This window comes from Nocardia sp. NPDC050793, from assembly GCF_040654065.1.
In the GTDB taxonomy this organism is placed as follows: domain Bacteria; phylum Actinomycetota; class Actinomycetes; order Mycobacteriales; family Mycobacteriaceae; genus Nocardia.
On sequence record NZ_JBFAHG010000001.1, the window covers coordinates 72,310 to 87,281 of the forward strand.

Annotated in this window: 13 protein-coding genes; 7 read left to right on the forward strand and 6 right to left on the reverse strand. The window is 69.2% G+C overall.

The features are described from left to right. Window positions 1-384 precede the first annotated feature (384 nt). Window positions 385-2,016 (reverse strand): hypothetical protein, encoded by a 1,632-nt coding sequence (locus tag AB0H50_RS00285; protein ID WP_357444360.1) that lies wholly within the window; start codon window positions 2,014-2,016, stop codon window positions 385-387. After that, window positions 2,013-2,390, reverse strand: coding sequence for an ESX-1 secretion-associated protein (locus AB0H50_RS00290; protein ID WP_357444363.1), 378 nt, complete (start codon window positions 2,388-2,390; stop codon window positions 2,013-2,015). The genes AB0H50_RS00285 and AB0H50_RS00290 overlap by 4 nt, the downstream gene beginning before the upstream one ends. 200 nt (window positions 2,391-2,590) lie before the next feature. Here AB0H50_RS00290 and AB0H50_RS00295 point away from each other — a divergent pair, with 200 nt between their 5' ends. From AB0H50_RS00295 to AB0H50_RS00315, 5 genes are all read left to right on the forward strand, one after another. Then, entirely contained in the window at window positions 2,591-3,595 is a 1,005-nt protein-coding gene (locus AB0H50_RS00295) for an NAD-dependent epimerase/dehydratase family protein (protein WP_357444366.1), read from the forward strand. 31 nt (window positions 3,596-3,626) lie between these two features. Then, on the forward strand, window positions 3,627-4,649 hold the full coding sequence (locus AB0H50_RS00300; RefSeq protein ID WP_357444369.1) for an Rv2578c family radical SAM protein: 1,023 nt from the start codon (window positions 3,627-3,629) through the stop codon (window positions 4,647-4,649). A 125-nt stretch (window positions 4,650-4,774) separates the two neighbouring features. Next, entirely contained in the window at window positions 4,775-6,739 is a 1,965-nt protein-coding gene (locus AB0H50_RS00305; RefSeq protein ID WP_357444372.1) for a 2-oxoacid:acceptor oxidoreductase subunit alpha, read from the forward strand. Then, window positions 6,736-7,815, forward strand: a complete 1,080-nt coding sequence (locus tag AB0H50_RS00310; RefSeq protein WP_357444375.1) for a 2-oxoacid:ferredoxin oxidoreductase subunit beta — start codon at window positions 6,736-6,738, stop codon at window positions 7,813-7,815. The genes AB0H50_RS00305 and AB0H50_RS00310 overlap by 4 nt, the downstream gene beginning before the upstream one ends. A 156-nt stretch (window positions 7,816-7,971) precedes the next feature. Beyond that, on the forward strand, window positions 7,972-9,123 hold the full coding sequence (locus AB0H50_RS00315) for an FIST N-terminal domain-containing protein (protein WP_357444378.1): 1,152 nt from the start codon (window positions 7,972-7,974) through the stop codon (window positions 9,121-9,123). Between the two features lie 214 nt (window positions 9,124-9,337). On the opposite strand, the gene AB0H50_RS00320 is transcribed toward AB0H50_RS00315, so the two are convergent. The 3 genes from AB0H50_RS00320 to hisS form a co-directional block, all read right to left on the reverse strand. Continuing rightward, window positions 9,338-10,345: a malate dehydrogenase gene (locus AB0H50_RS00320; protein WP_357444381.1), complete on the reverse strand. Its 1,008-nt coding sequence runs from the start codon at window positions 10,343-10,345 to the stop codon at window positions 9,338-9,340. A 140-nt stretch (window positions 10,346-10,485) separates the two neighbouring features. Beyond that, window positions 10,486-11,133 (reverse strand): hypothetical protein, encoded by a 648-nt coding sequence (locus tag AB0H50_RS00325; RefSeq protein WP_357444384.1) that lies wholly within the window; start codon window positions 11,131-11,133, stop codon window positions 10,486-10,488. Between the two features lie 124 nt (window positions 11,134-11,257). Then, window positions 11,258-12,538: a histidine--tRNA ligase gene (hisS, locus tag AB0H50_RS00330; protein ID WP_357444387.1), complete on the reverse strand. Its 1,281-nt coding sequence runs from the start codon at window positions 12,536-12,538 to the stop codon at window positions 11,258-11,260. A 139-nt stretch (window positions 12,539-12,677) separates the two neighbouring features. On the opposite strand from hisS, the gene AB0H50_RS00335 reads away from it, so the two are divergent. After that, entirely contained in the window at window positions 12,678-13,544 is an 867-nt protein-coding gene (locus tag AB0H50_RS00335) for a peptidylprolyl isomerase (protein WP_357444390.1), read from the forward strand. A 412-nt stretch (window positions 13,545-13,956) separates the two neighbouring features. Then, window positions 13,957-14,511, forward strand: a complete 555-nt coding sequence (locus AB0H50_RS00340) for a hypothetical protein (protein ID WP_357444393.1) — start codon at window positions 13,957-13,959, stop codon at window positions 14,509-14,511. Window positions 14,512-14,573: 62 nt separating this feature from the next. On the opposite strand, the gene AB0H50_RS00345 is transcribed toward AB0H50_RS00340, so the two are convergent. Beyond that, window positions 14,574-14,957 carry a DUF4913 domain-containing protein gene (locus AB0H50_RS00345; RefSeq protein WP_357444396.1) on the reverse strand — a complete coding sequence of 128 codons (384 nt, stop codon included), beginning with the start codon at window positions 14,955-14,957 and terminating at the stop codon, window positions 14,574-14,576. Window positions 14,958-14,972: the final 15 nt, after the last annotated feature.

The window sequence follows — 14,972 nt, forward strand, 5'->3', positions numbered from 1 at the left end:
AATGTTCGCGGGCATCCTCTCAGGGCCCACCGACGATCCAGCCCCTGATGCCGCGAACATCCGGGACTGTGAGTCGGCCGGGCTCCCGGGCCGGTCTACGCGACTCCGGATCCCAACAGCAAGACCACTCCCGCGCATCCGCCCGTCCACCGATTGTGGGATCGCCTTGATTTGCGAATCATGTTGTAGCACACAGCTTTTCGAGCTACAGATCGGAGCAAGCCCGACCCAGCGACGGCCGGAACGGAACGGATTCCGCCGCAAGGACAACCATCGACCCCGACCCACGAACGGCCGCCGCATCGCCCAACCGACCATCACGAACAACGGCGCTCTCCCCCGAACCTCGGAGAAGGGCGCCGTCACGAAACCCGTTGCGAATCCCTAGAACTGATCCTGCTCGTAATCCGAGCTGAGTAGTTCGTCGGTATGCGTCGCACCGATGACGTCCGGCGTCGACTCGCCGAGCGGCCCGGTGAGATCGTCGTTGCCGGTGCGGCTCTGGTACGGCTGCACATTGCGCGAGTGCTGGTCGTCGTCGCCCTGACGGGCGCCCGCCGCACCCGGCGCGCCGCCCATGAACGAGCTGCCGGTGCCCGCGGGCGTCGTCGCCGCGCCGAGACCGGTCGGCATCATCGCGCCGGGCATGCCGATGGGGCGGACGGCGGGTACCGCCGAGCCGGGCACGCCCGGGATGCTCGGCAGTCCGGAAGAACCCGGCCCTGGACCGCCGGGGCCGGGGCCACCGGGACGGCCGAGCGGACCCAGCAGACCGCTCGGCGAGCCGGGCGTGCCCGCGGGGCTGGTGCTGTTGAGCGAGGACGGGATCGTCGAGGTCGACGTGTTGAGACCACTGCTCGGGCTGCTGCTCGCCGCCTGCGTCGCGGCCTCCTGCGCCTGCGACAACAGCGGCTCGCCGATGTTCTGCGCGGCCGCCTGCGCCACTTCCTGCGCCGAAGGCAGACCGCTCTGGCCGAGCAGCTGCGCGACGACGCCGTTCAGCTCGGCGGTCTTCCCCGCCAGATCGCCGCGGGTCAGGTTGACCACCGAGACGGCATGCCCGAGGTGCTCGGTCGCGCTGGCGATCAGCGCTGCCTGCCCCGGCGGAGTGAGGATCACCGGCGCCATCGCGGTGGCCTGGGTCGCAAACGAGCCTGCGATACCGAGCAATTGGGCGTTGCCCTGCTGCACGACGGCCGCCGCCCGCTGGGTGAGCTCGGAGATGTCGAAGCCGCGCTGGCTGGCCTCCTGCCCTTGCTGGTTGGCCTCTTGGCCCGCGGCCTGCGCCTGGCGCGACGCCTGCCCCTCCCAGAGCTGTTCGACGGTGGCGAGGCTGCCCTTGCCGATCTGCATCGCCATCTCGATGATCTGGGACGACTGGCTCAGGATCGCGGTCGGGTCGAGCGCGCCGAAGATGCCGGTACCGAAGCTGCCGAGCAGATCGAGGATCGGCTTGAACAGCAGGTCGACGCCGGGCAGCGCCGGGATCTGCAATCCGTTCATCAGCGCGCCGATCGGGTCGGCGGGCAGCTCGGGCAGCGTGGGGAGCTGCGGCGTCGCCGCCGCCGCCGCAGGCGTCGCGGCGCCGGACGGATTTCCGCCCAGCATTCCGCTCGCGTTGCCCAGCAGGCTGTTCGCGGCGTCCTGCACCTGTTCGGCGGCGTGGCTGATCGCGGTGTTCGCACCGCCGAGCAGGCTTTCCACGTCGGTAGGCAGCCCGCCGAGGATGTCCTGCGCCTCCGGTGCGGGAGCACCGTTCATGCCGGGCAGTCCAGGGGGCACCGCGCCGAGCGCGGGCGCGTCCTCGCTCACCTTTCGCGACAAGATGAATTCGGGCGCCTCGATGGCCGGGATGTCCTCCGGCAGCTGCGGCAGCGGCAGATCGATGATGGCTTGATCGGTCGGAATCGCCGCCGAGACAGCCTGATTCGCACCGGCCGCAGCGTGGCCGAGCGAGTCCGCGGCGGGCTCGGACGGCGCGATGAGGCCCGTGGGCGAGGAGTCGAGCGGCTTCATGCCCCGCCTCCGATCTCGCCCGCCTGCACATTGAGCGCACCCGCGTTGCCGCTGTCGGTGGTCTCGAAGAGCGAGGCGGCGTTGAACGCCTTGAAGGATAGGTCGGCGTACTTGGCCGACAGGTCGTTGATGTCTTTGGCCTGCAACACTTGCGCCGCGGCGAAGCTCAGCAGATAGTCGGCGCCGATCATACCGAACACCGGCGTCATCGCGGCCAGCTGACCTACGAGGTCGGAATTGGCCGCCGCGGAGATTTGTCCGGCGATCCCGGCGTTCTCCGTGGCGAAAGCCCGGACCGCTTCGGTATCGACCGAGAGATCACTCATCGAGTTGCCCCCCAAAAAAAATTCGTCGTGAACATCTGTGTCGTGCACATCGTTGTCGAACGTCTACTCCCTGCCCGAAACGACTGTGCCCCCGGACAGCTCGGGCCAAAGCGGGCCGTCCGAACGGCAATGCCGCTGCGGTTGGGCTCAATATAGCGGACCCCACCGGCAACTTTCGACACCGTCGCCGCGCCAGGACGAAACTGCAACGTGTTGCAAATTAGAACAAGTTCTATATTCTTACCGCCATGAAGGTCGCAGTGACCGGCGCAGCCGGCTACCTTGGCACGAATCTGCTCCGCCTGCTCGTCGATCAGGGACACGAGGTCACCGCGATCGACCGCGCGGTCCCCGAGCAGTCCGCGCAACCGAACGTCACCTGGGTCTCGGGGAACGTCCTCGATCCCGCGTCGATGCGCGAGGCGCTGGCGGGCGCGGAGCTCGTGTACCACTTGGTCGCCGTGATCACCCTGGCCGAGAAGAACGACCTGGCCTGGAAGGTCAACACCGAGGGCGTGCGCGTGGTGGCCGAGGCCGCGCTCGAGGTCGGCGCGCGCCGGATGGTGCACGCCAGCTCCATCCACGCGTTCGACCAGTACAGCTGCGGCGGGCGCATCGACGAAGGCACGGTGCGCTCCACCGACCCGGCGCTGCCGGTGTACGACCGCTCGAAGTGGGCGGGCGAGATCGAGCTGCGCAAGGTCGTCGACAAGGGCCTGGACGCCGTGCTCTGCAACCCGACGGGCGTCTTCGGACCCGTCGACTACAGCACCCCCCTTTCCCGGATCAATCTCGCACTGCGCGAAGCCGCACAGGGACGAGTGCCCGCGATGATCGGCGGCAGCTTCGACCTCGTCGACGTGCGCGATGTGGCTCGCGGCCTGATCCTGGCCGGTGAAAAGGGCCGGACGGGCGAGAACTACCTGCTCGGCGGATCGATGATCGCGATGCCCGAGCTGTGCCGGATGGCGGCGGCGCACGGCGGCAAGAAGGGGCCGAAGTTCACCATCTCGCCCAAGCTGGTCGGCGGTCTGATCCCGATACTCGCGCCGATCGGCAAGATGCTCGGGACCGACATGCTGTCCAAGGCCGCGCTCGGTGCGCTGGTCTCGGCGCCCGTGGTCGACCACGGCAAGGCGGAACGGGAGCTCGGCTACCAACCGCGCCCCATCGACGACACCGTGCGCGATCTGGTCGCGTTCTTCGCAGGCACCACCACGTTCGACCCGCCCGCCACGCGACGGATCGCTTGACACACCCTAGAACACATGTTCGACTGAGGGTGTGCGGTGGCAGAACCAGACCCTGGACGCCGACGACGGCGCACTGCCCGGCCTGAGCCGGGCGGGGTTCGTTCGCACCGTGCAGACCCCGGAATTCGAGGGCATCACGTTCCACGAAGTGCTCTGCAAGAGCGCTTTGAACAAGATGCCCGAGAGCTCGACCCTGCCTTTCCATTGGACGATCAACCCGATGCGCGGGTGCTCACACGCCTGCCGCTACTGCTTCGCCCGGCCAACCCACGAATATCTGGACCTGGACGCCGGCCGCGATTTCGACGCGCAGATCGTGGTGAAGACCAATATCGCCGCGGTGCTGCGCAAGGAACTCGGCAGGCGATCCTGGCAGCGGGATCCGGTGGCGCTCGGCACCAACACCGACCCGTATCAGCGCGCCGAGGGCCGATACCGGTTGATGCCGGGCATCATTCGCGCGCTGACCGACGCCGGCACGCCCTTCTCCATCCTCACCAAGGGCACCCTGCTGCGCCGGGACCTGCCGCTGCTGACGCTGGCCGCCCGCGAGGTGCCGGTGAGCGTGGCCGTCTCCATCGCCATCCTGGACCAGGAGCTGCACCGCGGCCTGGAATCGGGGACGCCCTCGCCGCGCGCCCGGCTCGATATGGTCCGCGCGCTGACCGACGCGGGCTTCGCGGTGCACGTGCTGGTGGCGCCGGTGATCCCTTACCTGACCGACGACCGCGCGCACCTCGACGAGTTGTTCGGCGCGATCGCGGCGGCGGGCGCGACCTCGGCCGTCGCCTTTCCGATGCATCTGCGCGGCAGCACCCGCGGCTGGTTCCTCGGCTGGCTGGCCGAGACGCACCCGGCCTTGCTGCGCCGATACCGCCAGCTGTACGGCCGCGGCGCCTACGTCGCGCCGGAGTACGCCACGTGGTTGCGCGAGCGGGTCACGCCGCTGCTGGAGCGGCACGGCCTCACCAGGGACGGCGAAGCCGCCCGCGCACCGGCGCGGGCGCCGGAGCCGCGGGACGCCGTGGACACCCAGCTCGCGCTGTTCGCCTGAACGGGCGCTCCCGACCTCGGAAAACGAATCCGGAGCGGACTGCGCGCTTCAGCGGCGATACCCGGTCCCGGCGGAGTAGGTTGGCCACTGGCACCTCTCACTCGACGAGGAAGTGAAGCAGGCACATGGTTTCGCACCAAAACGATGTCGGCACAGCCAAATTGGAAAAGGTCGTCATTCGGTTCGCCGGGGACTCCGGCGACGGAATGCAGCTGACCGGCGACCGCTTCACCCACGAAGCGGCCGCGTTCGGCAACGACCTGGCCACCCAGCCCAATTTTCCCGCCGAGATCCGCGCGCCGCAGGGCACCCTCCCCGGCGTCTCGTCCTTCCAGATCCAGATCGCCGACTACGACATCCTCACCGCGGGCGACCAGCCCGATGTGCTGGTGGCGATGAATCCGGCGGCGCTGAAGGCGAACCTCGAGGACCTCCCGCGCGGGGCCACCATCATCGTGAACACCGACGAGTTCACCAAGCGAGCCCTGGCCAAGGTCGGCTACGCCACCGATCCGCTGCAGGACGGCTCGCTCACCGACTTCGTGGTGCACCAGGTGCCGATGACCTCGCTGACGCTCGCAGCCACCGAACCCGCCGAGGTCGGCAAGAAGGACGGCCAGCGCGCGAAGAACATGTTCGCGCTCGGTCTGCTGTCCTGGATGTACGGCAGGCCGATCGGCGGCACCGAACGCTTCCTGCGCGAGAAGTTCGCCGGCAAACCGGACATCGCCGAGGCCAACGTGCTCGCCTTCCGCGCGGGCTGGAACTACGGCGAGACCACCGAGGCCTTCGCCACCACCTACGAGATCGCGCCCGCCACGCTGGCGCCGGGCACCTACCGCCAGATCACCGGCAACACCGCGCTGGCCTACGGGCTCGTGACGGCGGGACAGCTCGCCGGGCTGCCGGTCTTCCTCGGCACCTACCCGATCACCCCGGCCTCCGACATCCTGCACGAGCTGAGCAAGCACAAGCACTTCGGCGTCACCACCTTCCAGGCCGAGGACGAGATCGCGGGCATCGGCGCTGCGCTCGGCGCCTCGCTGGGCGGCGCGCTCGGCGTGACCAGCACCTCGGGGCCGGGGCTCGCGCTGAAGAGCGAGACGATCGGATTGGCGGTGATGACCGAACTGCCGCTGGTGGTCGTCGACGTGCAGCGCGGCGGTCCCTCCACCGGGCTGCCGACCAAGACCGAGCAGGCAGATCTGCTGCAGGCGTTGCACGGCCGCAACGGCGAGTCCCCGGTGGCGGTGCTCGCGCCCCGCTCCCCCGCCGACTGCTTCGCCACCGCCGTGGAGGCGGCAAGGATCGCGCTCACCTATCGCACACCGGTGCTGCTGCTCTCCGACGGCGCCATCGCGAACGGCTCTGAGCCGTGGGCGATTCCGAACGTCGCCGAGCTGGCGCCCATCGACCCCGCTTTCGAGCCGGACGCCGACGACGAGGCCGGATTCCAGCCCTACGCTCGCGATCCGGAGACGCTGGCCCGCCCGTTGGCGGTGCCCGGCACCAAGGGCCGCGCGCACCGCATCGGCGGCCTGGAAAAAGCCGACGGCAGCGGCAACATCTCCTACGACCCCGCCAATCACGAGCTGATGGTCCGGCTGCGGCAGGCCAAGATCGACGGCATCGCCGTCCCCGAACTCGAGGTCGATGACCCCGACGGGCGCGCCGAGCTGCTGCTGATCGGCTGGGGCAGCTCCTTCGGGCCGATCGGCGAGGCCTGCCGCCGCGCGCGCCGCCGCGGCGTCCCCGTCGCCCAGGCGCACCTGCGGCACCTGAATCCGTTGCCGCCCAACCTCGGTGCCGTGCTGCGCCGCTATCGGACGGTGGTCGCGCCGGAGATGAACGGCGGTCAGCTCGCCGTGCTGCTGCGCGCGAAGTACCTGGTGGACGTGCGGCCGTGGACGAAGATCGCGGGCACCGCCTTCTCGGCGCAGGAACTGGTCGGCGTCATCGACGCCGCGCTGGACGGCTCCCTGGAGGACATGGAGCAGGACAAGACGTTCGCCGCCCGCGCGCGGGCCACCTATCGAACGCAGGACACACGGCGCCCGGCCGCGGCCGAGCGGATCGGGGGTAACCGATGACCATCGTCGAAACCTCGCTCGTCGGAACCGATCTCGGCCTCACCGGCGTGTCCGGGGTGCCCGCCGCCGACGGTCCGCAGAAGGTCAAGGACTTCACCTCCGATCAGGAGGTGCGCTGGTGCCCGGGCTGCGGCGACTACGTCATCCTGGCCACCGTGCGCGGGTTCCTCGCCGAACTCGGATTGCGCAGGGAAAACCTGATGTTCGTGTCCGGGATCGGCTGCTCGAGCCGGTTCCCGTACTACCTGGAGGCCTACGGCATCCACTCCATTCACGGCCGCGCGCCCGCCATCGCCACCGGCCTGGCGGTGACGCGTCCCGATCTGTCGGTCTGGGTGGTCACCGGCGACGGTGACGCGCTCTCCATCGGCGGCAACCACCTGATCCACGCGCTGCGCCGCAACGTGAACATGACCATCCTGCTGTTCAACAACCGCATCTACGGGCTGACCAAGGGCCAGTACTCGCCGACCTCGGAGCAGGGCAAGATCACCAAGTCCACCCCCATGGGCTCGGTCGACCACCCGTTCAACACGCTCTCGCTCGCGCTGGGCGCCGAGGCCAGCTTCGCGGCCCGCGCCATCGACTCCGACCGCGCCGGGCTCACCGAGGTGCTGCGCGCCGCCGCCGAACACCGCGGAACGTCGTTCGTCGAGATCCTGCAGGACTGCCCGATCTTCAACGACGGCTCCTTCGACGTGCTGCGCCGCGGCGACGCCGAATCCCGGCTGATTCCGCTGCAGCACGGACAGCCGCTGCGCTTCGGCGCCGACGGCGAATACGCCGTCGTGCAAAGCGGATTCGGCTTGCGCGTGGCCCGCACCGCCGAGGTCGCGGACGCCGACATCGTCGTCCACGACGCCTACTCCGACGACCCGGAATACGCCTACGCCCTCTCGCGCCTGTCCGACCAGGACCTGGGCCACGTCGTCACCGGCATCTTCCGCAGCGTCACCCGCCCCACCTACGACGACGGCGTCCGCGCCCAGAACAGCGCCGCCACGGACCGCAACCCCCTCACCTCCGACTCCCTGCAAACCCTCCTCACCGGCCCCGAAACCTGGACCGTCGGCTGACCTCGCAGAGACTTCACACGCTTAACAGCGGCTGCGTCCTCTGCGAGGCGTGTGGGAGGTCTGCGAGGTGTTCGTGGTAAAGCCGGCATGCGTGACGGGACAGACCGTCAGGCTCAGCGGCCCCACGTCGCGTGCACCGCGCCCTACGATGGATGTGTGCAAATCGCGGTCGGACTCTCCACCGCGCCTGACGCGCGGCACGCCGGCGCGGAAGCGGCGCAGCGTGCGCGTGATCAACTCGCGGGTGCGTCGCCCTCGCTCGCGGTGCTCCTCGCGTCGCGAGCACACGCGGATGCGGCTTCGGACGTGCTCGACGGTGTTCATCATTCGGTCCGGGTGCCCGCGCTCGTCGGATGCGTGGCACACGCGGTCGTGGCCGGGCGGCGCGAACTCGAGGACGAACCCGCGGTGGCGGTGTGGCTGGCCGCCGGTGTACCCGCCGAGACGTTCGCATTGGACTTCGTCCGCACGGCCTCCGGAGGGCTGCTCGCGGGCCACCGCTTCGACGGGGCCGCGCACGACTTCCACCTGTTGCTACCCGACCCCTTCTCCTTCCCGACCGAAGCGCTGCTCGAACACCTGAACACCGACCTGCCCGGCACCCTCGTGATGGGCGGGCTGGTGAGCGGCGGCCCGGTACCCGGCGAGAGCAGGCTGTTCCGCGACCACGAGGTGGTGGCCTCGGGCGCGGTGGGCGTGCGGATTCCCGGGCTGCGCGGTGTGCAGGTCGTATCGCAGGGCTGCCGCCCGATCGGTCAGCCGTACATTGTCACCGCTGCGCGTGGCGCGGTGGTCACCGAGCTCGGCGGGCGGTCGCCGATCGAGCGGTTGCGCGAGATCTTCGACGCGCTGCCGCCCGATCAGCAGGAGCTGGTGGAACACGGCGTGCAGATCGGCATCGTGGTCGACGAGCACCTGGCCACTCCGGGGCAGGGTGATTTCCTCATCCGCGGGCTGCTCGGCGCCGATCCGGCGAGCGGCGCGATCGAAATCGGCGAGGAAGTCGAGATCGGCACGACCGTGCAGTTCCAGGTCCGCGATGCGATCGGGGCGGACAGGGATCTGCGCGCCGCACTCGTGCGGGCCCGCGACGCGCTCCCCGGCCGCCCCGCGGGGGCCCTGCTGTTCACCTGCAACGGACGCGGCAGGCGAATGTTCGGGGTCGCGGATCACGACACGGCCGTCATCGAGGACGCGCTCGGCGACATTCCACTCGCGGGCATCTTCGCCGCGGGCGAGATAGGCCCCATCGCAGGCCGCAACGCGCTGCACGGATTCACCGCATCGCTGGCCCTGTTCGGCGAATGAGCGTCGGCGTCCTGGCCTACGAAATCGACCACTTTCTCCGGCTCGACGAGCGGTACACGGTGCTGAGCAGGCCTTTTCGACTGCGGCCGTCCGATCGACCCGGCCCCGAGACCGACAGGAAAAACGGTAGGAACCGACGGCGGACGCGATGCCGGTGGCGGACGAAGCCGGGACCCCGAAGAGCCACGCGCAGCGCCTGGACGATCCGCCGGGATCAGGCGTGCTTGGCGAAGCCGAGGTCGACGACGGCGTCGCGTTCCTGTTCGAGCTCGGTGATCGTCGCGGTTACGCGGGTGCGGGAGAAATCGTCCAGGGTGAGGTCGGGGACGATGGTGTAGGCGCCGTCGGCGCACGTGACCGGGAACGAGCTGATGAGGCCCTCGGGGACACCGTAGGAGCCGTCGGACGGGACCGCCATGGAGGTCCAGTCGCCCGCAGGGGTGCCGAGCACCCAGTCGTGGATATGGTCGATGGCGGCGCTGGCCGCGCTGGCGGCCGAGGACGCGCCGCGGGCCTGGATGATCGCGGTGCCGCGCTGCTGCACGGTGGGGATGAAGTCCTCGCGCAGCCACGCGTCGTCGACGAGGTCGAAGGCGGGGCGGCCCGCGATGGTGGCGTGCGTGATGTCGGGGTACTGGGTGGCGGAGTGGTTGCCCCAGATCGTGACGCGGGCGATCTCGGCGGCGGGCGCGCCGGTCTTCTTGGCCAGCTGGGCGATGGCGCGGTTGTGGTCGAGGCGGGTCATCGCGGTGAAGCGCTCGGCGGGCACGTCGGGTGCGTTGCTCATGGCGATGAAGGCGTTGGTGTTGGCCGGGTTGCCCACCACGAGCACCTTCACGTCGTCGGCGGCGCTGGCGTTGATGGCCTCGCCCTGTTCGGTGAAGATCGGGCCGTTGGCGGCGAGCAGATCGGACCGCTCCATGCCCGCCGTGCGCGGGCGCGCGCCGACCAGCAGCGCGACGTTGGCGCCGTCGAAACCCACCCACGGATCGTCGCTGATGTCGATGGACTCCAGCAGCGGGAACGCGCCGTCCTCCAGTTCCATCGCGACGCCCTCCAAGGAGGCGACCGCGGCGGGAATCTCGAGCAGTCGCAACCGCACCGGTGTCTCCGGTCCGAGCATCGCGCCGGAGGCGATGCGGAACAGCAGGCCGTAGGCGATTTGCCCGGCTCCACCGGTCACGGCAACGGTCACGGGCGCGTTCCGAGCGGCGGTGCTCACAGGAACTCCTTGCGTTGGACGGACACTCAGGCCAACCCTACTCAGCCTCACGGTGGCCAGAACCCACCCGTGAGCAACGCCTCATGTCCCCACAGGCCGCGTGCACGCCCCACAGACGGGGCGTCTGCGGGCGTGTGGGATCAGCCGAGTTCGGTGACTTCGCTGTCGGTGAGGACGACGGGGGACACGTAATCCTTGGCGCGGGCCAGTTGGACGGCGCGGTAGAGGGGGCGTTCCTCCAGGCGGGCATCGCGGGCCTCCGCGCGGAGCTGGTGCACCAAGAGCGCCGAGACCGCGACCGCGGCGGCCAAATGGCTCGCCGCGAGGGCGTCGGCGAGCTTGCGCAACCCGAGCAGGTGCAGTTCCCGTCCGCTGCCCGCGTCGGTGTACATGGCGAGCGGGATCAGCTGAACGTCCGGGCCTGCGGTGACGCGCAGCGCGATGCGGCTCAGCCGTGCCGGGAAGACGAGGATCTCCACGCCGGTGGCCGCCGGGAGCTCGAGTCTGCGCTCGCCGAACACCCGGCGGGCGTGGATCGTGGTACCGGTCACCCACATGCGGCGGCGCCGCAGCGCCAAGGCGTAGCCGACGGTGGGCAGCCCGACGACGAGACCGACGGCGATCGCGATCGGCCAATCGACGACGGTGGCCGCCAGCAGCGCAGCGCCGATCCCGACACCGGCCGCCGCCAGTGCCAGCCGCCGCAGCATCGGCGCGTACGTCTCGGGGGCGACGAGATCGAGTCCGACCGGCGGAACCGGTTCCGGCTGATCGGGATTCGCGTCCACTCTCCACCTCTCCGCAGGGTCACCGCAGCGGCGGCGCGCAGTCACGGTACCGCGCGCGACCACGAGCGGCGCGACGCCGGGCGGAGCACCGGACTTTCGTCCCCGCACCCCGCCCGCCGGTGGGTCAGCGCCCGGCGACCAGCGCCTCGCGCAGGACGCCGACGACCTCGCTGAGCGGCACGTGCCGCTGCTCGCCGGTCGCCATGTCCTTCACGGCGATGCTGTTCTCGGCCAGGTCGCGGTCGCCGAGCACCACGGTGAACTTGGCGCCAGAGCGGTCGGCGGCCTTCATCGCGCCCTTCACGCCGCGCCCGCCGTAGGCGAGGTCGACGCGGATGCCTGCGCCGCGCAGCTGCGCCGCGAGCACCATGAGGCGCTGCTTGGCCGCGTCGCCCAGCGGCACCCCGAACACGTCGCAGCGGGACGGCACGGCGGCCGTCTTGCCCTCCGCCCGCAGCGCGAGCACGGTGCGGTCGATACCGAGACCGAACCCGATACCGGACAGCGGCTGACCGCCGAGCTCGGCCATCAGGCCGTCGTAGCGCCCTCCGCCGCCGATGCCGGACTGCGCGCCCAGCTCGTCGTGCACGAACTCGAAGGTGGTCTTGGTGTAGTAGTCCAGGCCGCGCACCATCCGCGGGTTCAGCACGTACGGCACCCCGAGCGCGTCGAGGTGACCGAGCACCTGCTCGAAGTGCGTCTTGGCGGACTCGGAGAGGTGGTCGATCATCAACGGGGCGTCGCCGGTCAGCTCGCGCACCTCGGGACGCTTGTCGTCGAGCACGCGCAGCGGGTTGATCTGCGCCCTGCGCTTGGTCTCCTCGTCCAGTGGCAGGCCGAACAGGAAGTCCTGCAACAGCTCCCGATACTGCGGACGGCAGGTCTCGTCGCCGAGCGAGGTGATCTCCAGCCGGAAGCCGTCCAGGCCGAGGCTGCGGTAGCCCGCGTCGGCGATCGCGATGACCTCGGCGTCCAGCGCCGGATCGTCCACGCCGATGGCCTCGACGCCGACCTGCTGCAACTGCCGGTAGCGACCGGCCTGTGGGCGCTCGTAGCGGAAGAAGGGACCCGCGTAGCAGAGCTTCAGCGGCAACTGGCCGCTCTTGTCCAAGCCGTGCTGGATGACGGCACGCATCACGCCCGCCGTGCCCTCCGGGCGCAGGGTGAAGCTCTCGCCGTTGCGGTCGGCGAAGGTCCACATCTCCTTGCTGACCACGTCGGTGGACTCGCCGACGCCGCGCGCGAACAGCGCGGTCTGCTCGAACACCGGCAGCTCGATGTGCCCGTACCCGGCCAATCGGGCCGCATGGACGAGGCCGTCGCGTACGGCGACGAACTCGGCGGAGCCGGGTGGCACGTAGTCCGGTACCCCCCTCGGGGCGGAGAAGCTGCTGGTCTTGGTCACGATGGTCCAGTTTCCACCACTACCGGCCCTCGAGTCCAACCGGTTTGCCTTCGACCCGTCCGAGGAACTGCCGGGCGGTCTCAGGAAGAGATGGCACACTCTTACCTCGGAAGCAAGCCGACACGGGAGGAACGTGGTAGTGCCGAGCAACGAACAGCGACGAGCAGCGGCCAAACGCAAGCTCGAGCGCCAATTGGCCAACCGGGCCGAACGCGCGCGCCGACGCAAGCAACTGACCATCGCGGGGTCCGCGCTCGGCGTGGTCGTCGTGATCGCGGCTGTGACCGGCGTCTACTTCCTGACCAAGGGCGAGGACAACCAGAACACCGCCTCCGAGACGAAGGACGCATCGCTGTCCGCGGCCGCGCCCGCCGCGAAGGCCAAGCCCGAGCTGGTCAACTGCACCTACCGGGACGGCGCGAAGCCGGCGGACAAGCCGGTGCAGAAGCCGTCCAAGTCCGAGGGCATCCCGACCACCGGCGGCGACGCCAAGGTCAGCGTGAGCATGGAAACCAACCAGGGACCGATCGGCCTGACCCTGAACAACGCCGAATCGCCCTGCACCGTCAACAGCTTCGTGAGCCTGGCCAGCCAGAGCTACTTCGACGGCACCGACTGCCACCGGATGACCGCGGACGAGACGCTGAAGGTGCTCCAGTGCGGCGACCCGACCGGCACCGGAATGGGCGGTCCCGGTTACGAATTCGACAACGAGTACCCGACGGATCAGTACGCCCAGGGCGACCCGGGTTCCCAGCTGCCGATCGACTACAAGCGCGGCACTCTCGCCATGGCCAACGCAGGTCCCGGCACCAACGGCAGCCAGTTCTTCATCGTCTACGGCAACTCGCAATTGCCGCCGCAGTACACCATTTTCGGCACGGTGGACGAGAACAGCATGGCCACCCTGGACAAGATCGCGAAGGCCGGACAGGACAACTCCAACGGCCCCGGCGACGGCAAGCCCACCTCGCCGGTGACCATCCAGTCGGTTCGCCTGGACTGAATCGTCGGCAACTTCTTCGGGCCCGGCGCCGTGATCGGCGATCGGGCCCGAAGTCTATTGCGCTCGGGCAACTCAGGGTAGGCGAGCCTAAATCTCCGACAGGGCAGCACCTGTGCCGAAGATCGTCCGGCGCTTCCCCGGGCGTGTCGTAATTGTGCGATATATGCTGTTACCGGCACGTCCGTACGGTTGTGCCACGCCTTTCTCGGGTAATCTCGAAACGTGGAGTTCGCGTAGCGTAGCCATCCCTAATGGGCGATCCCCAGCCACGAGGGAATGCGACGCAACGAGACCTCCTGGTGTCCACGTTTGCAGGCGGGGCGCCGGCCGACGAACTACGGTTCGCGTGGCGGTGTCCGTGACGAAGCACCACAATCATCCATAGTGATCACTGCAGCATCGGGGAGCAGCCATGTCCGAGGAACTGGACGACATCGCCGGGGAAACCGCGGCCATGATAAAGAGTATGTTGCAGCTGGCGACCCTGGTCGCACTGCGCACCCGTGAGCGTGGTCAGAAGGAAGCCGAGGCGCGCGCCAAGATCACCGAGGCCCGCATGAAAGAGGCCCGCGAACTCCAGATTCGGGAGGCTCGCGACTCCAAGGCCAAGGATCCGCGCAACCTCGAGCTCGCGCGCATGGTCGAGAAAGCGGCTCCGGCCAAGGGCATTTCACTGGAGAAGGATCGTTTCTCCGCGCAAGCCGAGGCCACCCGGATGGCGGCCACCGCGTCCGCCGCGAATCAATCTGTCGTTCGGTACGATTCGGCCGAACGACGGATGGCGATCGCGGCCCACCTCTCGCGGATCGGCGTCGCACCGGAATTGGCGGCGGTCCGCATGCTCATCGAGGTAGGCCAGGGCCAACCGCCGGAAGAGGCCATCCGCGCCCGCACCGAGGAGAACCGCGCCGTCGCGACCCGTGGCAGGGAACCGGAGGCGCGCGGCCTCGAACGCGCCAGGCAGTGACCGCGCGAAGAATCTGAAACACCAAGGACGCCCGCTGATTTCAGCGGGCGTTCTGGTATCCGCTACACCCGGAAATCGCCCACCGTCGGATCGCCGAACATCCCCTGCGCGGGGGACTTCAGCGGCAGCGGGCTCAGCATGTCCTTGTGCCCGTTGCGCACACTGCAGTACTTGAACGGCCCGCGCGGATCGAACAGCTTGGTCATGTGCGGATCGGCATGGTCGAGGAACCAGACGCTCAGCCCGGTGCTCGGCTCCAACCGGTAGTGCTCCCAGGCGCGCCACAACGCGTCCAGTCGCGCCACCGCCTCGGCATGCTTCCACCACTCGGGGCACCACACCGTTTCACTGATATCGGTCACCTGCCGCCGGTACACCAGGCTCAGGTAGTTCTCGACGAACTCGACGACGTTGGTGTAAATCATCTGCTGCTGCTGTTCGGTCACGACTCCACCTCGCTA

Excerpts from the sequence above, each read along its gene's own strand:
- AB0H50_RS00285 (WP_357444360.1), bottom strand. The coding sequence starts at position 2,016 with ATGAAGCCGCTCGACTCCTCGCCCACGGGCCTCATCGCGCCGTCCGAG.
- AB0H50_RS00295 (WP_357444366.1), top strand. The coding sequence starts at position 2,591 with ATGAAGGTCGCAGTGACCGGCGCAGCCGGCTACCTTGGCACGAATCTG.
- AB0H50_RS00305 (WP_357444372.1), top strand. The coding sequence starts at position 4,775 with ATGGTTTCGCACCAAAACGATGTCGGCACAGCCAAATTGGAAAAGGTC.
- AB0H50_RS00310 (WP_357444375.1), top strand. The coding sequence starts at position 6,736 with ATGACCATCGTCGAAACCTCGCTCGTCGGAACCGATCTCGGCCTCACC.
- AB0H50_RS00340 (WP_357444393.1), top strand. The coding sequence starts at position 13,957 with ATGTCCGAGGAACTGGACGACATCGCCGGGGAAACCGCGGCCATGATA.